Source organism: Pseudomonas crudilactis (assembly GCF_013433315.1).
Taxonomy (GTDB): domain Bacteria; phylum Pseudomonadota; class Gammaproteobacteria; order Pseudomonadales; family Pseudomonadaceae; genus Aquipseudomonas; species Aquipseudomonas crudilactis.
The window spans coordinates 20,855-46,718 of record NZ_WXVV01000001.1 but is presented as its reverse complement, the minus strand read 5'-3'; the positions used below and the strand labels follow the sequence as shown (position 1 = coordinate 46,718).

The window sequence follows — 25,864 nt, the reverse complement described above, 5'->3', positions numbered from 1 at the left end:
TCGCAAGTGCGTTCAAGGATTAAAACCAGGTTTCCATCTGGATGCCGTATTGCCACACCCCTCCCGCCTGGAAGTCGGACATGCCAAAGGAGTCGTTAGTACTGAACCGGTCCAGATCCGAAGACCAGTTCATGTAGCTGGCGAACACTCGCAACTCCGGACGCGTGAGTAGATCACCGACGTCGAGTTTGAATGTCGGGGCGACAGTGAATTTCCAGAAGTCACCATCGACCGCATTGCGTTGTAGATAGCCTTTGGGGTCGAGGTTCATGGTTTGCCAGCTCATTTCGTAGGCCATTTCGAAGTTGCTGTTGATTTTGTTGGCCAAGCGCACGTTCAGGGTCAGCCAGCGGTAGTCGTCACCTTTGACGTATCGATCCTTGCTCTGTTCGGCCAGCAAGCTGGGCCCGATGCGCCAGTCAGAGGTCAGCGGGGTCTCACCGTAAAGCGCCAGACGCAGCGCGCGGGCGTCGTCGATCAACTCACCATCCGAGCCAACGTTCTTGACCTCAGCCCCCAGACCTTGCCCATAGAGCAGCGCCGTTTTGAAGAAGCCTTCCCTGCCGAAAAAGGTTTTCTGGTGATTGGCCAGCATGCTGTGCAAACCGCTATCCGCAGGCGTCAAACCGGCTTTATTGGTGCGGGTGCCGAAATCGTTTTTCTTTGCACCGATGGCGTTGTACATCCACTGCCACTGGCCATCCTCGAAGAACTGGTTGGAGGTCAGGATGTAGCTTTCCACGTCGGCATTAATACCGCCCTGACTGAAATCCCCGTAGCTACGCCCTATCAACGAGTAATTCGAGCGCCAATGCTTGTTCATCTGCACATCGTAAATTCCACCGCCGGTGCCGGCGAGGTAAACGACGTCGGAGTCCAGCCAGTGGATATCGAAATTATCTCTATCGAACCGCTTGCCCGCCCACAGCGTAGCGTTCTCAAAGACTGAATTGCCTTTGAACGCAGCGACATGGTCGAGCGTGGCGAACACTTGGCGTACGTTGAGGTTGCTTTCGTCGGCCGTCCAGTCATTGGAGCTTTCCACACCGTCGGCGATAGAGACCGTGAACTTGGAACGCGTGCCGTTTTGCGCATAGAGCTCTTTCGACAGGTCGATACGCATGTAGGTGTCGTCCTCGTTACCGAGTCGCCCGACTGCCCCGCCCACCGAGCCGGCCGGGGTTGTATAAGGGCCGCCACGGCCACCACCCATCCCCTCGTCGACCAGCAATCCGGAGCGCGCATAGCCGTTGAAGCTGAACCCATCGGTGAGGTGTCCGGTACCGCCCTCCTTCTCCAGGCTTTGCTGACGGGCTTCGAGTTTTGCCAGTCGGGTATCCAGAGCCGGCGCCGAAATGGCTGTTGCGTTAGATGCGACGGGTTGCAAGGGCGGCGCCGCGCGTTTGACCTGCTGCAATTCCCGGGCAATTGCCTGGGTCTGCTGTTCGGCCGTGGCCGCACGCTTTTCCGCTGCGCTGGCACGTGCTTCAAGTGCGGCCATACGCTCTTCCAGCGTCGCGGCCTGAGAAGCCGCCGCCGATGTGCCGAGCACGCCGACAAGTAGCCAGCTTGATCCTTTCTGCATGTTGATTCCCTGTTTTGTTTTTATTTTTGGTTGCTGCGACTGCCTTTTTTGCGTGAGTTGCGAGTTGTCACAAACGACAAAAAAAGGATGCCTCCTCGCAAATACGCTGCTACATTTGGCGATGTTAACGTTAACTTTTCTAAAAACAAAAATAAAGGACGCTCGATGAAACACCTGAAATCGCTCCTGCCAGTCGCATTGATCACCCTGTCTGCCGCACTGCCATCCGTGTCGAACGCAACCGATCTGACGATCTCCTGCGGTGCGGTGGGTGCGGAGTTGCAGCTGTGCAAGGAGGCCGTCGAGGAATGGTCGAAACAGACTGGCAACAACGTCGAGGTGGTCTCCACGCCTAACTCGGCAACCGAGAGGTTGTCGTTCTACCAGCAGATCCTCAGTGCGCAGTCCACCGACATCGACATCATTCAAATCGATATGGTCTGGCCGGGGATGCTGGCCAAACACCTGCTGGATCTGCGTGAGGTGCTTCCCGCCAACACGACCCAAGGCTACTTCCAGGCCCAGGTCGATAACGCCACGGTCAACGGACGGCTGGTGACGATGCCGTGGTTCACCGACTCGGGGCTGCTGTATTACCGCAAAGACTTGCTTGAGAAATACAACAAGCAGGTTCCTCAAACATGGGAGGAAATGACCGCGACCGCCAGGGATGTGCAACAGGCTGAACGTAACGCCGGCAACGCCAATGCCTGGGGTTATATCTTTCAGGGACGCGCCTACGAGGGACTTACGTGTAATGCGCTGGAGTGGATCAGCAGTCAGCCGCAAGGCGGACTGATCAATCAACGCGGCGACATCGTGGTCAACAGTCAGGCCTCAAGAGCGGCGTTAACGCTGGCGAAAAGCTGGGTCGGCGACATTTCCCCGCGTGGCGTGCTCAATTACACCGAGGAAGAAGGACGTGGCGTATTCCAGTCAGGCAATGCGTTGTTCATGCGCAACTGGCCGTATGTCTGGGCCCTGGTGCAAAGCCAGGACAGCGCCGTAAAAGACAAGGTCGGCGTCGCTCCCCTGCCCCGCGGCGGCGAGACTGGCGCGCATGCCTCCACCCTCGGTGGCTGGGGCCTGGCGGTCTCGCGTTATAGCGCTCATCCGAAACTTGCCGCCGAGCTGGTGAGCTACCTGAGCAGTGCCCAAGAGCAAAAACGTCGAGCGCTGAAAGGCGGCTATAACCCGGTGATCGAGTCGCTGTATCAAGATCCCGAATTGCTCGCGGCCATGCCTTATTACGCTCAGTTGCACAGCATTCTCAACGCTGGGGTCATGCGCCCCGCCGCCATCACCGCCGATCGCTATCCACGGGTCTCCAATGCGTTCTTCGATCGGGTGCATGGCGTGCTGGCGGGCGAGTTGCCCGTCGATCAGGCACTGGCCGAACTGGAAAGCGAACTCACGCGCATCAAACGCCGGAACTGGTAAGCCACAAGGAAGGAAATCACCATGTCTGTCTCTACGACCCATGCCCCCTTTGACGAGCTGCTGCTCACGAGGGAAACGCCTGTACAACGTCGCCGGGTGCGCGCTGCCTGGCTGTTTCTGACGCCAATGCTGGTCTGCCTGGCCCTGGTGGCTGCGTGGCCGCTGCTGCGCACATTCTGGTTCAGCCTGACCGACGCCAGCCTAGCGGACACCGGTGGCGCAACCTTCATAGGTTTGAGCAATTATCTGTTGTTCAGCGGTTCCGGCTGGTCGGGCATCCTCGTCGATCCACAGTGGTGGAATGCGGTGCGCAACACGTTGTATTTCACGGTGGTCTCGGTGGGACTGGAGGTCGTGCTGGGGCTGTTGGTGGCGTTGCTGCTGAACATCAAGTTCACCGGCCGTTCTCTGGTGCGAGCGTTGATTCTGATTCCGTGGGCGATTCCGACGATTGTCTCGGCGAAGATCTGGTCTTGGATGCTTAACGACCAGTTCGGCATCATCAATCACCTGATGCTCAGCCTCGGGCTGATTGACGCCCCCCTGGCCTGGACGGCGGATGCCGACCTGTCGATGTGGGCGGTGATCATCGTTGATGTCTGGAAAACCGTGCCCTTCGTCACGCTGCTGATGCTGGCGGCCTTGCAGATGTTGCCGAGCGACTGCTACGAAGCGGCCAGGGTCGATGGCATTCATCCACTTAACGTTTTCTGGCGCGTCACGCTGCCACTGTTGATGCCTGCACTGCTGGTCGCGGCGATCTTCCGCATTCTTGATTCCCTGCGGGTATTCGACGTCATCTATGTGCTGACCTCGAACTCGTCGAGCACCATGAGCATGTCGGTGTATGCCCGCCAGCACTTGGTGGAGTTCCAGGATGTCGGTTACGGCAGCGCGGCGTCGACGCTGTTGTTTCTGGTGGTCGCGGTGATCGCCATGCTTTATCTCTACCTCGGACGCCGTCAACTGGAGGTCCGCGCATGAGCCCGCGTCTGCTGAAAAAAGCGCTGTTGCGCCTCGGCTTCTGGTGCCTGATCGGGGTATTGCTGCTGTATGCGGTTTTCCCTTTCTACTACGCCATCGTGACCTCGCTGAAGCCCTCCAGCGCCTTGTTCGAGGTGAGTTACTGGATCGAACATCCTGACTTCTCCAATTACGCGGCGGTCCTCCACCAGGCCTCATTCCTGCGGGCGATCGGTAATTCGCTGGTGGTTGCGCTGTGCGTGGTGACACTGGCGCTGTTCCTCAGCCTGACCGCTGCCTATGCCTTGGGCCGAGTGAAGTTCCGTGGGCGTGGCACGGTGTTGATGATGGTCCTTGGCGTGTCGATGTTTCCTCAGGTCGCGGTGCTGTCGGGACTGTTCGAAGTGATCCGCGCCTTGGGCCTGTACAACACGTCGTGGGCGTTGATCCTCAGCTACACGATTTTCACTCTGCCCTTCACCGTCTGGGTGCTGACCACGTTCATGGGACAACTGCCCCATGAACTGGAGGAAGCGGCAATCATGGATGGTGCGTCGCCCTGGGTAACGCTGACCCGCGTGCTGTTGCCTTTGCTCTGGCCAGCCCTCGTCACCACGGGCTTGCTGGCCTTCATCGCCGCGTGGAACGAGTTTCTGTTTGCCCTCACGTTCACCCTCACCGACAGCCAACGCACGGTGCCGGTGGCCATCGCCTTGATTTCCGGCGGCAGCCCCCATGAGTTGCCTTGGGGCTTGTTGATGGCCGCCTCGGTGTTGGTCACCGTCCCACTGGTGATTCTGGTGCTGATCTTCCAGCGCCGAATCGTTTCCGGTCTCACTGCCGGCGCGTTAAAGGGTTGATGCCCAATAAAGACAAGGAACCGCATCGTGATGAAATTGAAACTGGACAACGTCAACAAACAATTGGGCGGCGCGCGGATTCTTCGCGACATCAACCTGGAGATCGCTGCGGGTGAATTCGTGGTGTTCGTCGGTCCTTCGGGCTGCGGAAAGTCGACGCTGCTGCGACTGATCGCCGGACTGGATTCGATCTGCGCCGGCGACCTGCTGATCGACGGGCGCCGGGTCAACGACCTCGAACCGCGCGAGCGTGGCGTCGGCATGGTGTTTCAGTCCTATGCGCTGTACCCACACATGAGCGTCTACGACAACATCAGTTTTGGTCTCAAACTGGCCAAAACTGAAAAGAGCAGCTTGCGCGAGCGGGTACTGAAAACTGCGCAAATCCTGCAATTGGACAAACTGCTGCAACGCAAGCCAAAAGAGTTGTCTGGAGGGCAGCGTCAGCGTGTAGCCATGGGCAGAGCCATGGCGCGGGAACCGGACATTTTGTTGTTCGATGAGCCGCTCTCCAACCTGGATGCGTCCTTGCGGGTGCAGATGCGCAACGAAATCGCCCGGCTGCATGCGCGTCTGCGCTCAACCATGATCTACGTCACCCACGATCAGGTTGAAGCGATGACCCTGGCCGACAAAATTGTTGTGCTCAATGGCGGTCACGTCGAGCAGGTCGGTTCACCGCGCGAACTCTACGAGCGCCCTGCCAGCCGCTTTGTCGCCGGTTTTCTCGGTTCGCCGAGAATGAATTTCCTGCCGACCCGCCTGCGTGCGCCGGGCGAAACCAGCCTGGTTGATACTCCGGTTTTGGGGATGACCACCCTGCCCTTCGACAGCTCGAACCTGGCGGCAGATGCCTCGCTGAGCCTGGGCGTTCGCCCGGAACACCTGTCACTCAAAGCGGCGCCGGGAAGCGCTGGCGTCGTCGTGACCGGGGTCGAATACCTGGGCAGTGAAACCTATGTGCACCTGGATACCGGGCAGGACGAGCCATTGATCTGTCGTTGTGAAGTCAACGCCGGATGGCAGGCAGGCGATCGGGTCGAACTGCAGCCGGACATCGACAAGATTCACCTGTTCGACACCGACGGCTTGGCATTGAAGCGCTACCCGAAAGTCATTGAATCCATGGCGGATGACCTCTCTCTACGCTCAATCCGAGCACACGCCCTATGACCCTGTCTTTGAATACCCCGAGCGATCTCATGTCTTCGACCCTTGACCTTGCGCAGCGCGCACTGGCTGACAGCCAGTCTCGCGTCATTGAGGATTATCGACCCGGTTACCATATTGCCCCGCCGGCAGGCTGGATGAACGACCCCAACGGGGTCGTGTACTTCCGTGGCGAATATCACGTTTTCTATCAGCATCACCCCTTCGACGCGAAATGGGGGCCGATGTATTGGGGCCACGCCAAGAGTGCCGATCTGGTGCATTGGCAACACCTGCCCATTGCGCTGGCACCCGGCGATGACTGCGACCGCGACGGCTGTTTTTCCGGGAGCGCCGTGGTCTGTGGCGATACCCTGGCCCTGATCTACACCGGGCATACCTGGCTGGGCGAAGTGGGTGACGAACGCTTGATCCGTCAAGTGCAGTGCCTGGCAACCAGTACCGATGGCATCCGCTTCGTCAAACACGGGGCCGTCATCGACAGCGCGCCGCAAGACGCCATCATGCATTTCCGCGACCCCAAGGTCTGGCAGGCGGATGGCTATTGGTACCTGATTGCCGGCGCACGTTTGGGCGACAGGCCGCTGCTGCCGTTGTACCGGTCCACGGATCTGCACGTCTGGGAATTCCTCGACTATGTGTCCGCCGGCAGCGAGGGCGATGGCTATATGTGGGAATGCCCGGACCTGTTTCGCCTGAATGGACGCGACGTGCTGCTGTACTCACCACAAGGCATGCAAGCCGACGGTTATGACCGGCTCAACAAGTACCAGACCGGTTATCGAGTGGGCCAGCTCGACAACCAGTGGCACTTCACCGGCGGGCCTTTTATCGAGCTGGATAACGGCCACGATTTCTATGCAGCGCAAACGCTGTTGGCCGCCGATGGTCGGCGCCTCGTATGGGCATGGCTGGACATGTGGGAAAGCCCGATGCCGAGCCAGGCCCATCACTGGTGCGGCATGCTCGGATTGCCCCGCGAACTGGAACTGTGCGCCGATCGCCTTCGCGTGTATCCGGCACGCGAGCTCACCGCGCTGCGAATGACGCAATTGCCGGGGACGCCGTGGTGGGAAGCGTCGGGAACCCGCTGGGTGCCGGAGTTAAACGGCGACATGCTCGAAATCCATGTGCATCTGGATCTGCTCGGCTGCACTGACGGCCACTTGGGAGTCGCTTTGCGCTGCAGCGACGATGGCCGTGAAGAAACCCTGCTCTATTACGATGCGTCACTGCAGCGCCTGGTGCTTGATCGCAGCCGCTCGGGTGCGCAAGTCACAGGCCAGCGCAGCGTGGCGATAGACCCGACACAAGAGCGCTTGGAACTGCGCGTGTTTCTTGATCGCTCATCCATCGAGGTATTCGACGAAAACGGCCGCTTCAGCCTCAGCAGTCGCCTCTATCCGCGTTCCGACAGTCTGGGCGTGAAGCTTGTGGCCAGCGGGAGTGGCGGGCGCGTCTCGATTGCCAAGGCATGGCCTCTGGGTTCGGGATGGTCATGAGCGGCGTCATTCGGGTCGCGAGAAGCCCGGGCCCTGTGTCATGATTCTGCGTCAACCTGACCGGCCGCACTTCGCATGACTTCAGTGAAAGACGTTGCACAGCTGGCCGGCGTGTCCCTGATGACGGTGTCTCGAGCGCTCAATAGTCCGGAAAAACTGAGCCCCGAAACCCTTCTACGGGTGCGTCGAGCCATTGATGAACTGCAATTCGTACCCAGCCTGTCAGCGCGCAAGATGCGCGGTGACAACCTCCAGTCGCGAACCATCGGTGTGTTCGCGCTGGACACTGCGACCACGCCCTTCGCGGTCGAGCTGTTGCTGTCCATTGAGCAGACCGCGCAACAGGCCGGTTGGAATGTCTTTATCCTCAACCTGCTAAGCAACCCGCCCACCGACCAGAACATCGATCTGATGCTGTCGCACCGTCCGGACGGCTTGATCTTCAGCGCCATGGGGTTTCGCCAGGTCAGCATTCCCGAGCGCTTGAAGAGCAAGCCTCTGGTGCTCGCCAATTGTCTGGCAGATGACAGCAGCCTCGTCAGCTATGTACCCGACGACGAAATGGGCCAGTATCGCGCCGTACACCACGCGTTGAGCCTCGGCTACCAGCGTCCGCTGTGTATCAATCTGCCGAAACAGAGTCTGGCATGGGGGCTGCGACAGAAAGGCCTACAGCGTGCCTGTCAGGCATTCGGACTGGCGCCGGACACGCTCCTGCAATACGACCTTTCCGATCATGATGCCTACAGTGAAACAGCCGCCATTCTCGACCGGCATGTCGTTGATGGTCGTCCCCAATTTGATATTTTGATCTGCGGCAACGACCGCATTGCCTTTTGTGCCTATCAGCTGTTGTTGGGGCGTGGCCTGAAAATTCCCGACGATGTCGCCGTTCTCGGCTACGACAACATGATCGGCATTGCCGAGTTGTTCATCCCTCCGTTGACCACCGTGCAACTGCCGTACTACGACATTGGGCGCCAGGCTGCACGGCATCTGATCGAGACCCTGGAGCTTTCGGGACCCCAGCGAGTTGACTGTCCATTGGTGGTCAGGACATCACTGTAAGAGTGGGTCAGCTCGCTGAGAGCACGCTTTTGATTTTTCGAGTTGAATCAGAAATCCACCGTCGCTGAAAGCAGATAAGTTCTCGGTGTCGACAACGTCAGCCCCGGTTCACTGTCATCCGAAGCGCCTGCTGAACTCCAGTAGCGTTTATCCAGCACATTCTCGACGTTGGCGCGCAGGGTGATGGTTTTCTCATCGACTTTGAAGGCGTATCGCGTACCTACGTCGAAGCGCTCCCAGGAATCGATTTCCTTCTCGTTGGACTGATCCAGATACTGCGAACTCGAATAGATGCCACGGCTTGTCAGCGTCAGCCCCTGCACAGTCGGCACGTCCCACTCTGCGCCCAGATTGACGTTGTATTTCGGCGTCGCCGGCGCGCGATTGCCGTCGAAGGTGCCATTGGTGGTATGAGTCAGCTCGCTGTCGATGTACATCACGCCGCCAAGCAAACGGAAGCCTTTGAGCGGTTCGCCGAATACGCTCAACTCCACGCCATTGTTCTCGCGCTTGCCATTGGGCCCGAAGACTCGCGTGGTAGCGTTGGTTTCGTACGCCGGTTGCTTGATGCGAAATACCGCAGCGGTCAATGCGTAGGCGCCGGCATCGTACTTGGCACCGACCTCGACCTGACGGCTGATGAACGGTGGGAAGATTTCGTCTTCGTTGATGGAAGTCGACGGCGCGATCTTGCCCTGACTCAAACCTTCCATGTAGTTGGCGTACAGCGACAATCGGTCCGTTGCCTTGAACAGAATCCCGCCCGAGGGCGAGACCTTTTCCTCGTCGTAAGCGGTGTCGCCTTTGACGTCATCGCTCCAGTCATCAACTTTCACCCGCTGCCAGCGAGCGCCGAGGGTCAGCAGCAATCGATCGTCGAAAAAGCCCAGGGTGTCGGACAGCGCTACGCCGCTGAAGCGATTTTCGGTGTAGACCTTGGCGTCATTGCGTGTCGGCGTGCCGGGTTTCGCCGTTTCCACCGGGTCATACAGGTTGCTACGCCCTGCGGCGTAACGCGCGCCGCCGTTCTCGAAATCCATGTAGAAGTAGCTGGCCGCGAGGTTGACCTCATGGCTCACGGGCCCGGTATGGAACCAGTTGCGCACGCCTGCCGTGGCGGTACGGACATTCTCGTCGCGGGTAAAATCTCGCGGTTGAACGCTGAAGTCGCCGGCATCGTTGGTCACGGACACGGCGTGGCGCAAGAAGTCATGATTACTTTTGCGCGCGCCGACGCCGCCGTACAGCATCACCGAATCACTGACGTCGAACTCAGCGTTGAACGTGCCGAAGGTGTCCTCGGTTTTCGCCTGAGTCCACGGTTGCGCGTAGTTGCGATGCACCTTGTTCGCGCTCGGAACCTTGGCATTGGCCGCGACCTGCACGCGCTCCTGCGGCGCGTCGGTGTCGCGTTCGGTGTGGCCGATATCGGTGGAAAGTCGCAAGCGCTCACCGCGAAAATCCAGGCCGAGCACCGCCATGTCACGGTCGACGCTCTGGTGATCCCACTCGGTGTCGCCAGACTGTTTGACGCCGTTGAAGCGCAGGCCGAACTGGTTGTCTTCACCGAAACGGCGGCCGACATCCACCGCACCACCGACCTGATTATTCGATGCGTAATTGGCCGTCAACGAGGTGATCGGCTTATCGGTAGCGCGCTTGGGTACCACGTTGATCCCCCCGCCCACACTGCCTCTCGGCGAGATGCCGTTGATGAGCTGGCTCGGGCCTTTGAGAATGTCGACGCGATCGGCCATTTCCATGTCGATCGTGTAAGTCGGCAAAACACCATAGAGGCCGTTATAGGCCACGTCGCTGTTGAACAGACTGAAACCACGGATGGTGAACTGCTCGTAACGGCCACCGGCCGGGTTGGTCGCGCGCACCGACGGGTCGCTGGCAATCAGTTCACCCAGCGTGCGTGCCTGTTGGTTTTTCACGGTTTCGCTGGTGTAGGTGGTCATGCTGAACGGGGTTTCCATGAAGTCTTTCGACCCGAGCAAACCCTGTGAACCGCGACGCGCTACCTGCCCGCCGGCAAATACGTCGGCACCTGTAGAATCACTGGCGCCGAGAATCGAAGTCGGTGCCAATTGCAGGCTGCTGCCATCTGCAGTAGGAACCAAGGTGTAAGCGTGCTCGCCCAGCGGTTGCAGTTGCAAACCAGAGCCCAGCAACAACCGGGTAAACCCCTCCTCCACGCCAAACTCGCCAGACAACCCGTTGCTGTTGCGCCCGCTGACCAGCGCCGGATCGACCGACAGATTGACCCCGGCCAACCCGGCAAAGCGCGTCAACGCCGCACTCAGACTCCCGCCGGGTACCTGATAACTACGCCGGGCGTCTTCGGCCCAGCTCGACTGGATCAACACCGGGCTGGCACTCAGGCTCAGCAGGAGGCTCAACTGCAACAACGGACGCAAACGACTTGGGAATACTGCGGGCATTGGAAGAAGCTCTCGATTTTGTTCACTTACCTGCAATGACCGGTGAGGCGAAAAAAAGGGACAGGCTTCAGCCAACATTTTGCCGAGGCGTAAGAGAAACCCAGAACCGCGTACGGGTGTGGACTTCAATCGGCAGACTCGCCGCGAGCAGTGCAAGCACTTGATCGGTGTTGTCGAGGCGGAAACTACCGGTGATGCGCAACGCTTCCAGCGCCGGATCCCAGCGCAACAGCCCCGAACGATAGCGACTCAGTTCACGCAGGAAATCCCCCAGCGGTTGGTTCTGCGCCATCAGCACGCCGTCGCGCCAGTCCGGCATTTTTTCGTCGAACAGCGCGATCGGTCCAGCGCCGGAAGCTTGCAGACTGACCTGTTGCCCGGCGTTCAACTGCAGCACCGGTCCATGCAACGGCTGCAATTGCACCGAGCCGCTGACCACCGATACGTGGCAATCACGCTGGTTGAGGCGCACACAGATTTCGCTGCGGCTGACGATGATCCGACCGTACGCAGCGTTGACCGTCAACGCCTTGCTGCCGGGGACGTTGAGCGCCATTTCGCCACGCACCAGGGTCAACTGATGGCTGGCCAGATCGACGTTTACCGCACTGGCGGTGTTCAGTTGCAAGGTGCTGCCGTCGGCCAACCGTGTTCGGGTGTGCTCGCCAGTGCCAGTCTGTAAATCGGCGCGCCAGACGTCGAGCGGCAACTGGCGACTGATCAACCACGCCGTCGGTACCAAAGCCGCCAGCCCCAAAGCCTTTTTCAACGCTGCACGCCGCGCCAGATTCGGGCGATCAAGTGTGGCCATGGCCAATTCTGTCGGCAGACTGGAAAAGCGCTGACGCAACAATTGAATCTTCTGCCAGGCGTGTTCATGACGACTGTCGCTGCTGCGCCAATGCTGCAATTGCGCATGATCGTCATCGGTGGCATCACCGGATTCGAGTAACGCCAGCCATTGCGCGGCGGCACGTGCAACTTCGCGCGCGTCTGCGTTGGGCGCCATACGCATCATAGATCCCACATCAAACAATGCTCGTAAGCCATTGCCATGTAACGTTTTATAGTGCGCTCTGAGACCTGTAAACGCTCGGCAATTTCGCGATAACCGAGGCCCTCAAGTTGACTCCACAAAAACGCCCGCCGCACCGGCCGTGGCAAACCATCGAGCAATTCGTCCAGCGCTTGCAGGGTTTCCAGCAGCAGCCAGCGCTGTTCGGGCGACGGCACGCACTCCTCCGGCAATTGCGCGAGGGCTTCGAGGTAGGCTTTTTCCAGACTGCGGCGGGAGTAGAAATTGCTCAGCAGGCGTTTGCCCACGGTCAGCAGATAAGCGCGCGGCTCGCGCATGTCGGCAATCGGCTGAGCGCTGCACAGCACGCGCAGGAAGGTGTCCTGACTGAGGTCAGCCGCATCCCACGCGTTGCCCATCCGCCTACGCAGCCAGGTTTCCAGCCAGCCGCGATGATCGCGATACAGTTCGTGCAGGTGCTGCGGCGAGGGCGTCGCTGCTTCAGTCATCTCAAGAGTCCCGGCGCGAAGTAAGAATTCAAATGAGACTGATTCTATTTAACTCTCTCGCCGACACAAAGCCTTTTTATCTGCCGCGCGTTTTATGAGCGCTTCAGCGTCTCACTCGGAAACTCCTTGAACAATGCCCGATAACTGCTTGAAAACCTTCCCAAATGCCAGAACGACCACTGCATCGCCACCTCGGCCACGGTGGTTTCCGTCGGCCGGCGCTTGAGCAATTCACGGTGTGCACTGTTCAACCGGCGCAGGCGCAGCCAGTGACTCGGGGTCATCCCGGTGTAGGCCTTGAACGCCTGCTGCAATTGGCGCAACGGCACGCCTGCCACGTGTGACAGCTCAAGCAGATTGACGGTGTCTTCCGGCGAATCCGCCGCCCACTCCCCCACCCGTTTCATGATCATCCGCTCTTCGCTACGCCGCTGTAATCCGCCGCGATCGAGGCTGGTGTGAGCGTTGTCGAGGATGAACAGGCAGTCTTCAAGTAGCTGCTGCGTCAGCGACTCTTTATCAAGCAGATCAATAGGTTGCGACAACTTCGTGAGAGTTGAGCTTAACCAGCGACTGAACAAAGCGTTCTGTCCGCAATTGAGTTGCGTCATGAACAACCCTTCGAGTTTCGCCACATTCAGACCGTGCTGACGGACAAACTCCGGACCGAACACCACGGCGATTTCCTGGTAGTTCTCCGGGGTGATCCAGATGTTGCGGCTCTCTTCATTGAGCAGATACAGCGCGTTGTCGCTGCGATCGAAACAGAACGCCAAAGCACCCGATGGCGCGCTGAAGTTCTGCTCGACGCGGGTGTTCATCTGCTCTTCGTAGACCTCGACACCCTGCAGATCCAGATAGCGGATCTGCCCGGCGAAATGGCCCGGCGACATCTGTTGGTAATGCTGGACCCAGCCCGGTGTGGCGCGGACTTGCTCGGCCACATCGGCGGTGTTGAACGCTTGAACCTGGAGCGAATTGCACGTTGTCATGGGGTGACCTTGCGCACTCTTTTGGTGCGCTTTGGTGCTGCTTAAAGTGGATAGATGGAACTGCAAGGCTCGCCCAAGATAGTCGTCAACGCGCCACAGGGGAAGGGGCGGAAGATGAAACCCGCCCTCCCCGGCGTCTATAAAACCAATAACGAGGTCTTTATGAATGCCCCTTTCGATCAGCTGTTCACGTGGCTGAAAGATCACAAGATTACCGAAGTCGAATGTGTGGTCAGCGACCTGACCGGCATTGCCCGCGGCAAGATCGCACCGACCAACAAGTTCCTGCATGAGCGAGGCATGCGCCTGCCGGAAAGTGTGCTGCTGCAAACGGTAACCGGGGATTTTGTCGACGACGACATCTACTACGACCTGCTCGATCCTGCCGATATCGACATGGTCTGCAAGCCAGTGGCTGACGCGGTCTACGTGATTCCATGGGCGATCGAGCCGACCGCCATCGTCATCCACGACACCTTCGACAAGTTCGGCAACCCGATCGAACTGTCGCCGCGCAACGTGTTGAAGAAAGTCTTGCAGCTGTACACCGACAAAGGCTGGAAGCCGATTGTGGCGCCGGAAATGGAGTTCTACCTGACCCAACGCTGCGAAGACCCGGACTTGCCACTGAAGGCACCGCTCGGCCGCTCGGGCCGTGCTGAAAGCGGTCGTCAGTCGTTCTCCATCGACGCCGCCAACGAATTCGATCCGTTATTCGAAGACGTCTACGACTGGTGCGAACTGCAAGGCCTGGACCTCGACACGCTGATCCACGAGGACGGCCCGGCGCAGATGGAAATCAACTTCCGTCATGGTGACGCACTGGATCTGGCCGACCAGATCACCGTGTTCAAGCGCACCATGCGTGAGGCCGCACTCAAGCACAACGTTGCGGCGACGTTCATGGCCAAGCCGATCGGCGACGAGCCGGGCAGCGCCATGCACATTCACCAGAGCGTGGTGGACATCGCCACGGGCAAACCGATCTTTGCTAACGCTGACGGGCAGATGAGCGAACTGTTCCTGCATTACATCGGTGGTTTGCAGAAATACATCCCGAAAGTGCTGCCGATGTTCGCGCCCAACGTCAACTCGTTCCGCCGCTTCCTGCCGGACACCTCGGCGCCGGTCAACGTCGAATGGGGCGAAGAAAACCGCACCGTCGGCCTGCGCGTGCCGACTTCCAGCCCTGAGGCGATGCGCGTGGAAAACCGCTTGCCGGGCGCGGATGCCAACCCGTATCTGGCGATTGCCGCGAGCCTGCTCTGCGGTTACATCGGCATGGTCGAAGCCATCGCGCCGAGCGCTGCCGTACAGGGCCGCGCTTACGAGCGCCGCAACCTGCGCCTGCCGATCACCATCGAAGAAGCGCTGACGCAAATGGAAGAGTGCGAGGCCGTTGCGCAGTATCTGGGCGACAAGTTTGTCCGTGGCTACGTCGCGGTGAAACGTGCCGAGCATGAAAACTTCAAGCGCGTGATCAGCTCGTGGGAGCGTGAGTTCCTGATGTTGAGCGTTTAACTCACTTCACAAATCCCCTGTGGGAGCGAGCCTGCTCGCGAAGGCGTCAGCACAGTCACCATTGATGTTGCCTGACCCACCGCTTTCGCGAGCAGGCTCGCTCCCACAAGGGGAATAGCGAACCACCTGAGAAATCCAACAATCGATCGTTCCCACGCTCTGCGTGGGAATGCAGCCCGGGACGCTCCGCGTCCCATCCAAAGCCGAACGCGGAGCGTCCGTTGAGGCATTCCCACGCAGAGCGTGGGAACGATCATTATAAGAAGAGGTGTCGAAATGCGTCTGTTGAAATCCGTACTCCCGGTCGCCCTGAGCGTGCTGTTCAGCGCCGTAGCGCACGCCCAACCCCAGGTCAGCGTCTACAACTGGACCGATTACATCGGCGAAACCACCCTCGCCGACTTCCAGAGCAAATCCGGGATCAAGGTAATCTACGACGTTTTCGACTCCAACGAAACCCTCGAAGGCAAACTTCTCGCTGGCCGCACCGGCTACGACGTGGTGGTGCCGTCCAACCACTTCCTCGCCCGTCAGGTGAAGGCCGGCGCGTTCCTCAAACTGGATCGCTCGCAACTGCCGAACTTCAAGAACCTCGACCCGAAACTGCTCGAACTGCTGGAGAAAAACGATCCGGGCAACGAACACTCGGTGCCATACCTGTGGGGCACCAATGGCATCGGCTACAACGTCGACAAGGTCAAGCAAGTGCTGGGCATCGACCACATCGATTCCTGGGCCGTGCTGTTCGAACCCGAGAACCTGAAAAAACTCACCCAGTGCGGCGTGTCGATGATGGACTCCGCCGACGAAGTCTTCCCGGCGATGCTCAATTACATGGGCCTGGACCCGCGCAGCGAAAACCCGGAAGACTATAAAAAGGCTGAAGCCAAACTGCTGAGCATCCGCCCGTACATCACCTATTTCCATTCCTCGAAATACGTGTCGGATCTGGCCAACGGTGACATCTGCGTGGCCTTCGGTTACTCCGGCGACGTATTCCAGGCCGCCAACCGCGCCAAGGAAGCCAAGAACGGCGTGAACATCGCTTACGCCATTCCGAAGGAAGGCGCCAACCTCTGGTTTGATCTGTTGGCCATCCCCGCCGATGCGAGCAACACCAAAGAAGCCCACGCCTTCATCAATTACCTGCTCGATCCGCAAGTGATCGCCAAAGTCAGCGCTTCGGTGGGTTACGCCAACCCGAACCCGGCCGCCAAGCAGTTCATGGATTCGGAACTGGTCAACAACCCAGAGGTTTACCCACCTCAAGCCGTGCTCGATAAACTCTACATTTCTACCACCCCGCCCCAGGCGATCATGCGTCTGATGACCCGCTCCTGGAGCAAAGTGAAGTCGAACAAATGAATCAGTACACCCAGGAACACGCTCGCTCCTACTACGCTGCTTCGGCGCGGGCGACCACACCTTATCCGGTATTGGACGCTGACCTGACCGCCGATGTCTGCGTGATCGGCGGCGGGTTCACCGGGGTCAACACCGCCATCGAGCTGGCTCAGCGCGGATTGTCGGTGGTGTTGATCGAAGCCCGGCGCATCGGCTGGGGCGCCAGCGGGCGCAACGGCGGTCAGTTGATTCGCGGGATCGGTCATGAAGTTGAAGGCTTCGCCAAATATGTCGGCCAGGAAGGCGTGCGTTATTTGCAGCGCGCCGGCATCGATTCGGTGGAGCTGGTGCGTCAGCGCATCGGCGACAACGGCATCGAGTGTGATCTGCGCTGGGGCTTCTGCGATCTGGCCAATACCCCGGCGCAGTTCGCGGCCTTCAAGGATGAGCTGGTCGACCTCGCCGAACTCGGTTATGCCCACGAAACCCGTCTGATCGGCCCGGAGCAGATCCGCCAGCAAGTGGTGAATTCCGACATCTATGCCGGCGGACTGGTTGACATGGGTTCCGGGCACCTGCATCCGTTGGATCTGGTGCAGGGCGAGGCGCGACTGGCGGCGTCACTCGGCGTGCGAATTTTCGAGCAGAGTGAAGTGCTGGAAATCATCCACGGCCCGACCGTTCAGGTGCGTTGCGCCAAGGGCTCAGTGCGCGCCGGCAGTCTGGTGCTCGGCTGCAACGCGCATCTGGACGACCTCGAACAACAACTCAGTGGCAAAGTCCTGCCCGCCGGCAGTTACATCATCGCCACTGAGCCATTGTCCGAAGAACGCGCCGCGCAACTGATCCCGCACAATCTGGCGGTGTGCGACCAGAAAGTCGGCCTCGATTACTACCGGATCTCGGCGGACCGGCGCCTGCTGTTCGGCGGTGCCTGCCACTATTCCGGGCGCGATCCGGCGGACATCGCCGCTTACATGCGCCCGAAGATGCTCAAGGTCTTCCCGCAACTGGCCGACGTGCGCATCGATTACCAGTGGGGTGGGAAGATTGGCATCACCGCCAACCGCTTTCCGCAGGTCGGCCGGCTCAAGCAGCACCCGAACGTGTTCTATGCGCAGGGTTATTCCGGCCATGGCCTGAACGTCACGCACTGGTGCGCGAAACTGCTCGGCGAGGCGATTCATGCCGGTCACAGCCAAGGCATGGACGTGTTCAGCGGCGTGCCGCATATGACCTTCCCCGGCGGCCCGGCCTTGCGCTCGCCACTGCTGGCACTGGGGATGTTCTGGTATCGCCTGCGGGAAATGCTCGGATAACCCCCAATCCCTGTAGGAGCTGCCGCAGGCTGCGATCTTTTGATCTTAAAAACAAAATCAAAAGATCGCAGCCTGCGGCAGCTCCTACAGGGGTACCGCGGTGCATGCGCTATTCACATTTGCTCTATCGCCAAGCACTTCTATATTGATGAGGTGCTTTTGCGTTCCTGACGCTCAGTGCCCATTCAATCGAGGAGACATGGATGAAGTCGTCAGCCACCGACGAGCCGCGAGCGCCAGGCCAAGCCCCAGTCAAAACCCGCCGTTTCGGCATTTCACTCGTCTGGATTGTGCCGATTGTGGCGGTGCTCGTGGGCATCTCGCTGGTGGTGCACAACGTGATGCAGGAAGGGCCGACGATCATTGTCAACTTCAAGACAGGCAGCGGCCTGACGGCGAACAAGACCGAGGTCAAATACCGCAACGTGGTCATCGGTCAGGTCACGGACGTCGAGTTGAGTGGCGACCAGAAAAGCGTCGACGCCACCATCAAACTGTCCAAACAGGCGGAAACCTTCACGCGCGAAGATTCACAGTTCTGGGTGGTGCGCCCACGCATTGGCGCCGGCGGGGTTTCGGGCATCGACACCCTGCTTTCCGGTGACTACATCGGCGCCGACGTCGGCCAGTCCAATGGCCGCGCAAAGAACTTCAAGGGTCTGGAAAATCCGCCGCCGATCACCTATGGCGAACCCGGCAAGCGCTTCATGCTGCACGCGCCGGACCTCGGTTCACTGGACATCGGTTCACCGGTCTATTACCGCAAGATTCCGGTCGGCCAGGTCGTCACCTACGCCCTCAACCCCGAAGGCAAAGGGGTGGATATCGAGGTGTTCATTCACGCGCCGAACGACGCGTTCGTCACTGAAAATACCCGCTTCTGGAATGCCAGCGGCATCGACATCAATGTCGGTGCCAACGGCTTTGCCGTGAAGACCGAATCGCTGTCGACGATGCTGGTGGGCGGTATTGCATTCCGTGCTCCGGATTACAGTCCCAACGATGTGGCCGCCGCTGACGACAAGGATTTCGAACTGTTCGCCGACCAGCAGAGTGCCCTCGCGCCGCCGAACGGCAAGGCGCAATACATGGTGCTGCGATTCGACCAGTCGCTGCGCGGACTCAAGGTCGATGCGCCGGTCGAGTTCCTCGGTATGGAAATCGGCCGGGTCGTGGGCATCAACCTGGATTTCGATGCAAAAAAACGCACCTTCCCGCTTAATGTCGGCATCGTCATTTACCCGCAGCGTCTCGGTCAGGCCTACAAAAAGATGCTCACCGAATTCAAGCACGACCCCAACGACGAAGCCGCCGGCATCCGCCTGCTGGGCACCTTCGTCGATAATGGCCTGCGTGCCCAGGCCCGCAGTGGCAACCTGCTGACCGGCCAGTTGTACGTGGCACTGGACTTCTTTCCGAAAGCGGAGAAAGTCGCGTTCGATCCAAGCGCTCGCCCGGTCGTTCTACCGACCGTTCCGGGCAGCCTCGAACAGTTGCAGGAAAAACTCGAAGCGATGGTCGACAAGCTCAACAAACTGCCGGTTGAACGGATTGCCGGTAACCTCGACAGCAATCTGGTCGAACTGCGCAAAGGCCTGAGCCAGTTCAATGCCAAGACCCTGCCGGGTGTGCAAAGCACCCTCGCCGACGTCAGCAAGACATTGCAGTCCGCCAGTTCAACGCTCGCCGAAGACTCGCCGCAACGCGAAAAACTCACGGAAACCCTCGACGAACTCGGGCGGATGTCGCGCTCGCTGCGTGAGCTGTCGGATTACCTGGGCCGACATCCGGAATCGCTGATTCGCGGTCGTCCCGATAACGCCGCGCCGCTGGATCTGAAAGGGCCACCACGCAATTGAGCACAGGAGCTACCACAATGGCTTTACCGCTGAAGTTCACCGTGCTCGCTGCCGTGTTGCTGTTGGGCGCCTGCCGCAGCGACCCGATCAGCTTTCACACCCTGACCCCGGTGCAACTGAGTAACAGGGGCGGCGGCGCGCAGATTCCCATCGAAGCCCTCAGCGTTCCGCCACAGGTCGACCGCGCGCAAATCGTTATCCGCCAAGGCAACAGCGGCCTGGCGATTCTGGAAACCGATTGGTGGGGCGCGACACTTGCCGATGAGCTGCGCGGTGCGCTGAGCGATCAATTGAGCAATACCGGCGGCCAGGGCGCTACCTCGGTACGCATCGAAGTGCAGCGCTTCGATTCGATTCCGGGGCAGTACGCCTTGATCGACGCCAAATGGCGTCTGCGTCCATCAGGGGCGACCGACAGTGGCCTGCTGACCTGCCGTTCGACCCTGCAAACACCGTCCGGCCCGACCATCGATGATCTGGTGGGCGCCCAGCAGCACAACGTCAAACGGCTGGCTGCGGCGATCAGTCAGGCCGCCGGCAATCCGCGCGGCTGCCCGCCCGCGTCCTGAGTCAGGGTCACGGTAAAGCGACAGCCATTCGGCTCACGGGTGGTGAGTTGCACTTGCCAGTGTTGCTGGCTGCAGATCCGCTGCACCAGCGAAAGCCCGAGGCCGAGCCCTTCGCCGCGTTGTTCATCGCCGCGCACGAAGGGCTGGAACATCGCATGGCGCTGTTCTTCCGGAATACCGATGCCGCTGTCTTCAACCACGAAGCTGTTTTCGAGCAGGGTCAGGCGCACGTAACCGTGGTCGGTGTAATGCCAGGCGTTGCGCAACAGGTTGCCCATCACTGATTGCAGAAAAGTCAGGTTGAAGCGCGCTGCGCCGGCGTGCTGCGGATCGTAGACAAACTCCAGGCCTTTTTCGCGGATCAAGCGGCCCCACACCTCTGTCTGCGCATTGGCAATTTCCTTGAGCGTACACGTGGACTGCACGCGAACTTCTTCAGGCTTGCGCGCCAGCATCAGAAAGGTTTCGACCAACAGGCGCATCTCGTGGCTGGCCCGGGCAATCCGGCTGACCTGTGCGCCTGAACGGGCATCAAGCGACGGGTTGGCCAACAGCAGTTCGCAGGACGTCGTTAGCACCATCAAGGGTGTGCGCAGTTCATGGCTGACATCGCTGGTGAACAGTTTCTCCCGGCTCAAGGTCGCGCGCAGGCGTCCCAAAGTCTGATCGAACGACAGCGCCAGCTCGCCGACTTCATCAGCGGCGTAATCGGGATGCAACGGCGGCGCCACCTCGATGAGCTGATCGCGGTGGCGCACCTGGCGAGCCAGACGAATCACCGGCGCCATGACCCGTCGCGCCAGCAAGCGGCCCAGAATAATCGCCAGAATCACGCTGAGGATGAACCCGACAATCACCACAATAAACAGCAGATGCTCACGTTGTTCGAGGCTTTCCTGATCCCGCAGCAACACGTATTTGCGCCCGCCAACGGCTTCGACCATGGCGTAGAAAGCGTCACCGTGAAAAGTGATTTCCTGAAAGCCCAAGGGCAGCGCCGCCAGTTGCCGGGTCAGTGCCAACGGCCCCTGGCCGCCCTCGAAAAAAAACAATTCGCCCTTTTCCGGGGCGTGGCTCCAGTGACTGATGTCATCCATTGCCAATAAACGGCGTAGACCTCCGCTTAGCGTGGTGGTGGTCAACTTGCGCTCGACCACGTGCACGGTGGCGACGATCCCCAACGCAAACACACCGGCCACAAGAGCACTCATCAGGGCGAACACGATCACGATCCGTTTTGTCAGGCTTTGCTTGAGATCCATGCGTTCGAACGACTCCTGAGTGTTTATCCGGCTAGCCCGGCGCTATGCCGTTGCGTGACAGCCTGAGCTTCACCGCAACGATGGAGACTTGTTAAGGCCCCTCGATAAACAAAAACAACAATTGAGTTTGTTTATCAAATAGGCGCTTTAGTTTGTCCGAAGTAACTTCTGGCAATTTTTTCACATGTTCTTCACCGCGCCCCGACGACCTTGAACGTAGTGTTCAGCCAGCATTCAAGTAAACAGTCGTAAAGTTGCTCGCTGCCCAAGCCTTGCGTTGCACTGAATGAACTATCTGGCGTTTAAAGAGGCAACATTGTGGCGCAATTATTTCAGTTGAAACATTTATTTCGGTACCGGCGTACGCCGCGCTTTCGGCTATGGGTTGCACTCGTGTGTGTCATCGCACTGGCCATTCTGGTCAGTGGTTTTGTCTGGTGGCCGCGCTCACCGACCGACCTCGATCATGCCGGGCGCAGCACCACCGCTCAATGGGTAAAAGCCTGGCGGGCCGGTGAAGTCGTTGCGCTGGTGCGACACACCGAACGCTGCGATCGTTCGAGCAATACCTGCCTGGGCCCGGCGGATGGCATCACCGAAGTGGGCAGCCGCGCGGCGCAAGCGGTCGGTCAAGGCTTCGTCAGACTGGGCATGCAGCAGGCCGTGGTGTTGAGCAGCCCGCTGACCCGCACGGCGCAAACCGCGCATTACATGTTCGGCCACGACGCCAGCGCCGAAGACTGGCTGGCCACCTGCGGCCCGACACTTCGCGATGACATCGTCGCGCGCAAAGTGGCGCAGCAGAATCTTGTACTGGTCACGCACAGCGGCTGTATCAGTGATTTTGAAAAACAGACCGGTTTTCCTCACGCGATTGCCGCCGAGTATGGCAGTACCTTACTTGTACGAATTGATGACCGGAAACAACTTACAGTGCTGGGCATTATCAATACACCGTTCTGGCAGATATTAGACGTTACACATAAACAATGAAAAAACCGCCAAGGCTTCTAGTGTTTTAAGCCAGATACTATTTATTCGCCCCAAGGCCCAGTCATGACGTCCGATACCCCTCCGTTGCGCCACGCTGCCCGTCATTTGATGCAACCTCCCTCGCCGATCGAACGCTGGGCGATCCCTGGGTTGATCCTGGCGTTTGTGCTGTTTTATCTGTTGCCGCTGATGAGCCACGGTTTGTGGATTCCCGACGAAACCCGTTACGGCCAGATCAGCCAGGAAATGCTGCTGAGCGGCAACTGGGTCGCGCCGCATTTCATGGGCATTCGCTATTTCGAGAAACCGATTGCCGGATACTGGATGATCGCCATCGGCCAGGCGATTTTCGGCGACAACCTGTTCGGTGTGCGCATCGCTTCGGCGGTGAGTACGGGCGTCAGCGTCTGGCTCGCCTATCTGTTGGCACGCAGGCTCTGGAACAACCCGCGGATCAGCGCGGCATGTGCCTTGCTGTACATGAGTTTTGGCCTGATCGCCGGTCAGGCAGGCTACGCCAACCTTGATCCGCAGTTCACCTTGTGGGTCAACCTCAGTCTGGTAGCGGTGTGGTTTGCCATCGACAGCACCACCCCCAAGGCCCGTCTCGGCAGTTGGGCATTGCTCGGCGCCGCTTGTGGAATGGGCCTGATGACCAAAGGCTTTCTGGCCCTGCTGCTGCCGGTGCTGATCGCCCTGCCCTACATGATCTGGCAACGCCGTTTCAGCGAACTGCTGCGCTACGGCCCGGTGGCGATACTGGTGGCCGCATTGGTCAGCGTGCCGTGGGCACTGGCGGTACACGTGCGCGAGCCGGACTTCTGGCGGTTTTTCTTCTGGCATGAACACATCCGCCGTTTCGCCGCTGGCGATGATGCCCAGCATGCACGGCCGTGGTGGTTCTATCTGCCGTTGCTGTTTGCTTCGACGTTGCCATGGGCGCTGTTGTTGCCGTCGACGCTGATTCGTACCTGGCGTGAAAAACGCGAGGCAAAAACCGCGTTTCTGGCGCTGTGGTTTGTGCTGCCGCTGATCTTTTTCAGTCTGAGCAGCGGCAAGCTGCCGACCTACATCATGCCGTGCCTGTTTCCTCTGGCCCTGCTGATGGGCTACACCGTGGTCAACTGGCTGGAGCAGCGCAACACGCAGGTTCTGCGCCTGAACGGCGTGATCAATACCGTAATGGGCAGCGTTGCCCTGATTGCGCTGATCTACCTGCAAGCGAGCAAGGAACTCTACGAAAACACCGAGATGTTCAGCCTGTCGCTGGTGTATATCGTGCTGATCGGCTGGATCATCGCCAATGCCCTGCAAGTCATGCGGCCGCTGACGATGTGGGCCATGCCGGCGCTCGGCATCGGTCTGCTGATCGCCTTGCTGCCCGCCGCAATGCCGGCGCAAATCGTCGACAGCAAGATGCCCGACCAGTTTATTGCCGAGCATCAACAGGCCTTGAGCGAAGCGTCCTCGCTGTTGAGTAATGACCTTGGCGCCGCGTCGGCCTTGGCCTGGCGTCTGAAGCGGCCGCAAGTGGATCTGTTCAATACCGTCGGTGAACTGAAATACGGCCTCGACGATCCGGCCATGGCTGCCCGCAAGGTCGGTCTGGACGATGTTGGCCAATGGATGACCGACGCGCGCAAAAAAGGCTCGGTGGCGGTGGTGATGCGCGTCAACAGCACCCAGGAAGCGCAGGAAATCGAACTGTTGCCGGCTGACGGCAAGCATTACCAGCGCGGCAATCTGCAGATCTACATTTTCGCCAAGCGCCAGCCATGACCGCGACGGCCAAAGAACCCAGGGCGTTATGGATTCTTCTCGCAGCGACTGCGCTGATGTTGCTGCTTGGGCTGGGCAGCCGCGAACTCTGGGGCGCGGAAACCCGCTGGGCCAATATCGCTTTGCAGATGCTGCAAAGCGGTGACTACTTCGACCCGTATCTCAAGGGCGATCCGTACTACGACAAGCCTTTGCTGTCGTACTGGCTGATCACCGCAACTTCCTGGCTGACTGGAGGCCTGGGGCCTTGGTCATTGCGCTTGTCGTCGGTCATTTCGGCGTGGTTCAGCGTATGGCTGGTGTACCTGCTGGGCGAGCAATTGTTTCGCAAAGGGACCGGGCTGATTGCCGGATGGATGTTGGCGACCACATTCTATTTCGTCTTCTGGGCGCGGGTCGCGACGGCCGACATCCTCACCGTCTGCGGTGTTCTCGCGGCGGTGTGGTGGTATTGGCGTGACCCTGATGACACCCGGTTCTGGCGCTATGTGGTGTTTTTCGGCCTGTTGGCGCTGACGTCTTTGTTCAAGGGCCTGATCGGTTTCATCCTGCCGGGGCTGCTGCTGTTACCGCATCTTTTGCAAAACGGCCGTTGGAAACGCCATCTCAACCTGCGCCTGTGCGCCGCGCTGCTGATCGCCGGAACGTTCTATGGATTGCCGTTCCTGCTCTCGCATGTCTACGGATCCCCTGACTATCGGCAAAGCGGACTGGAACTGGTGTTGCGGGAAAACGTTGTGCGGTTTTTCCAGCCGTTCGACAACATCGGGCCGATTTACATCTACTTGTTGTATCTGCCGATCTACACCCTGCCATGGGCGCCGTGCTGGCTCATTGCGTTGTGGGTGGCGCTGCGAAACTGGCGGAACATCGAGCCAGACACCCGCTGGCTGATTCAGGGGCTAGGTCTGTTGCTGCTGTTTTTCACTGCCAGCGGTAGTCGACGCAGCTATTACGTGTTGCCACTGGTGCCATTCGCGCAACTGCTCGGTGCGTGGTGGATCACCCGGCGCATGGCCACGCGCAAGCTCGACGGACGCGGTTGGAAAATCGCTTTTGCAATCGCTACGGTCGTGATGGCCGGTGTGCTCGGTGTGCTGTATCCGTGGACCAACAGCGCTGGCGGCGTGATCCGCTTCGGCGCAACCGTGCGCGAGCAGGCCAGCCAACAGGCACCGTTGAATCAGTGGCGCATGGTCATGATCGAGGTCGACAACAAAGTGCCGATGTACCTGCAAACCGGCGGCGCGCCCTTCTACTACGTGGCAGAAACCGCTGATTTTCCACGTGCCGGCACCAGTGCTGCGTTGTTCGCCTGGCTGGAGCGCACTAGCGGTCAGCATTGGGATGCGCAACGCACCATCATCGTCGCGCAATACCGAAATGGCGATTCGCTGCCGCTGGATTATCTGAGCGCAGACCACCGGATCATCACCACCACGCCAACCCGCGGCGAACAGGTGTTCCATGGCCGCGCCGACCAGAGCGTCGCCTACCTGCCCAATCCCTTCTGAACACCTGACGCGGAATGACGCACGGCCACCGCGCGTCACCGAGTCGCTGCTAATCTGAATGGCAATGACATGTATTAACGGTTTGTTTGACGTTTTTTTCTCATTTGCCTCTCTACATTGCCTGCGGCTGAATATCTGCAAATCATTCGCATT

General features: G+C 59.3%; 20 protein-coding genes. 14 read left to right on the top strand and 6 right to left on the bottom strand.

The window, feature by feature from the left end; translation table 11 throughout:
* Positions 1–19: 19 nt before the first annotated feature.
* Positions 20–1,585 carry a carbohydrate porin gene (locus tag GTU76_RS00190; protein WP_180697780.1) on the bottom strand — a complete coding sequence of 522 codons (1,566 nt, stop codon included), beginning with the start codon at positions 1,583–1,585 and terminating at the stop codon, positions 20–22.
* Positions 1,586–1,750: 165 nt separating this feature from the next.
* Between GTU76_RS00190 and GTU76_RS00185 the strand changes: the two genes are divergently transcribed.
* From GTU76_RS00185 to GTU76_RS00160, 6 genes are all read left to right on the top strand, one after another.
* Positions 1,751–3,025, top strand: coding sequence for an ABC transporter substrate-binding protein (locus GTU76_RS00185; RefSeq protein WP_180697779.1), 1,275 nt, complete (start codon positions 1,751–1,753; stop codon positions 3,023–3,025).
* A 21-nt stretch (positions 3,026–3,046) separates the two neighbouring features.
* Entirely contained in the window at positions 3,047–4,009 is a 963-nt protein-coding gene (locus tag GTU76_RS00180) for a carbohydrate ABC transporter permease (RefSeq protein ID WP_150706747.1), read from the top strand.
* On the top strand, positions 4,006–4,848 hold the full coding sequence (locus GTU76_RS00175; protein WP_016986707.1) for a carbohydrate ABC transporter permease: 843 nt from the start codon (positions 4,006–4,008) through the stop codon (positions 4,846–4,848). Before GTU76_RS00180 ends, GTU76_RS00175 begins: the two co-directional genes overlap by 4 nt.
* Before the next feature lie 27 nt (positions 4,849–4,875).
* Entirely contained in the window at positions 4,876–6,021 is a 1,146-nt protein-coding gene (locus tag GTU76_RS00170; protein ID WP_180697778.1) for a sn-glycerol-3-phosphate ABC transporter ATP-binding protein UgpC, read from the top strand.
* Positions 6,022–6,050: 29 nt separating this feature from the next.
* A complete protein-coding gene (locus GTU76_RS00165; protein ID WP_425503616.1) occupies positions 6,051–7,520 on the top strand; it encodes a glycoside hydrolase family 32 protein in 1,470 nt (489 codons plus the stop codon).
* 75 nt (positions 7,521–7,595) lie between these two features.
* Positions 7,596–8,588, top strand: a complete 993-nt coding sequence (locus tag GTU76_RS00160) for a LacI family DNA-binding transcriptional regulator (protein WP_180697776.1) — start codon at positions 7,596–7,598, stop codon at positions 8,586–8,588.
* A 47-nt stretch (positions 8,589–8,635) separates the two neighbouring features.
* On the opposite strand, the gene GTU76_RS00155 is transcribed toward GTU76_RS00160, so the two are convergent.
* From GTU76_RS00155 to GTU76_RS00140, 4 genes are all read right to left on the bottom strand, one after another.
* Positions 8,636–11,035 (bottom strand): TonB-dependent receptor, encoded by a 2,400-nt coding sequence (locus GTU76_RS00155; protein WP_180697775.1) that lies wholly within the window; start codon positions 11,033–11,035, stop codon positions 8,636–8,638.
* Between the two features lie 67 nt (positions 11,036–11,102).
* Positions 11,103–12,050 (bottom strand): FecR domain-containing protein, encoded by a 948-nt coding sequence (locus GTU76_RS00150; protein WP_180697774.1) that lies wholly within the window; start codon positions 12,048–12,050, stop codon positions 11,103–11,105.
* Positions 12,050–12,559 (bottom strand): sigma-70 family RNA polymerase sigma factor, encoded by a 510-nt coding sequence (locus GTU76_RS00145; RefSeq protein ID WP_180697773.1) that lies wholly within the window; start codon positions 12,557–12,559, stop codon positions 12,050–12,052. The genes GTU76_RS00150 and GTU76_RS00145 overlap by 1 nt, the downstream gene beginning before the upstream one ends.
* Before the next feature lie 92 nt (positions 12,560–12,651).
* On the bottom strand, positions 12,652–13,551 hold the full coding sequence (locus tag GTU76_RS00140; RefSeq protein WP_180697772.1) for a helix-turn-helix domain-containing protein: 900 nt from the start codon (positions 13,549–13,551) through the stop codon (positions 12,652–12,654).
* A gap of 162 nt (positions 13,552–13,713) precedes the next feature.
* Here GTU76_RS00140 and GTU76_RS00135 point away from each other — a divergent pair, with 162 nt between their 5' ends.
* The 5 genes from GTU76_RS00135 to GTU76_RS00115 all read left to right on the top strand — a co-directional run bounded on the left by GTU76_RS00135 (position 13,714) and on the right by GTU76_RS00115 (position 20,163).
* The gene (locus GTU76_RS00135; protein ID WP_095048920.1) at positions 13,714–15,072 is read left to right on the top strand and encodes a glutamine synthetase family protein; all 1,359 of its coding nucleotides are present in this window, start codon (positions 13,714–13,716) and stop codon (positions 15,070–15,072) included.
* Positions 15,073–15,348: 276 nt separating this feature from the next.
* A complete protein-coding gene (locus tag GTU76_RS00130; RefSeq protein ID WP_180697771.1) occupies positions 15,349–16,437 on the top strand; it encodes a polyamine ABC transporter substrate-binding protein in 1,089 nt (362 codons plus the stop codon).
* A complete protein-coding gene (locus GTU76_RS00125; protein ID WP_180697770.1) occupies positions 16,434–17,735 on the top strand; it encodes an NAD(P)/FAD-dependent oxidoreductase in 1,302 nt (433 codons plus the stop codon). The genes GTU76_RS00130 and GTU76_RS00125 overlap by 4 nt, the downstream gene beginning before the upstream one ends.
* A gap of 203 nt (positions 17,736–17,938) precedes the next feature.
* Positions 17,939–19,594, top strand: coding sequence for a PqiB family protein (locus GTU76_RS00120; RefSeq protein WP_180697769.1), 1,656 nt, complete (start codon positions 17,939–17,941; stop codon positions 19,592–19,594).
* Positions 19,595–19,611: 17 nt separating this feature from the next.
* Complete coding sequence (locus GTU76_RS00115) at positions 19,612–20,163, top strand: PqiC family protein (protein WP_180697768.1); 552 nt, start codon at positions 19,612–19,614, stop codon at positions 20,161–20,163.
* Here GTU76_RS00115 and GTU76_RS00110 read toward each other — a convergent pair.
* Positions 20,121–21,425 carry a sensor histidine kinase gene (locus GTU76_RS00110; RefSeq protein WP_180697767.1) on the bottom strand — a complete coding sequence of 435 codons (1,305 nt, stop codon included), beginning with the start codon at positions 21,423–21,425 and terminating at the stop codon, positions 20,121–20,123. The two genes, GTU76_RS00115 and GTU76_RS00110, sit on opposite strands and share 43 nt — an antisense overlap.
* A gap of 393 nt (positions 21,426–21,818) precedes the next feature.
* On the opposite strand from GTU76_RS00110, the gene pmrG reads away from it, so the two are divergent.
* From pmrG to GTU76_RS00095, 3 genes are all read left to right on the top strand, one after another.
* Positions 21,819–22,418, top strand: coding sequence for a lipopolysaccharide core heptose(II)-phosphate phosphatase PmrG (pmrG, locus tag GTU76_RS00105; protein WP_016985302.1), 600 nt, complete (start codon positions 21,819–21,821; stop codon positions 22,416–22,418).
* Positions 22,419–22,481: 63 nt separating this feature from the next.
* The gene (gene arnT, locus GTU76_RS00100) at positions 22,482–24,197 is read left to right on the top strand and encodes a lipid IV(A) 4-amino-4-deoxy-L-arabinosyltransferase (protein WP_180697766.1); all 1,716 of its coding nucleotides are present in this window, start codon (positions 22,482–22,484) and stop codon (positions 24,195–24,197) included.
* Entirely contained in the window at positions 24,194–25,711 is a 1,518-nt protein-coding gene (locus GTU76_RS00095; protein WP_180697765.1) for an ArnT family glycosyltransferase, read from the top strand. The genes arnT and GTU76_RS00095 overlap by 4 nt, the downstream gene beginning before the upstream one ends.
* Positions 25,712–25,864: the final 153 nt, after the last annotated feature.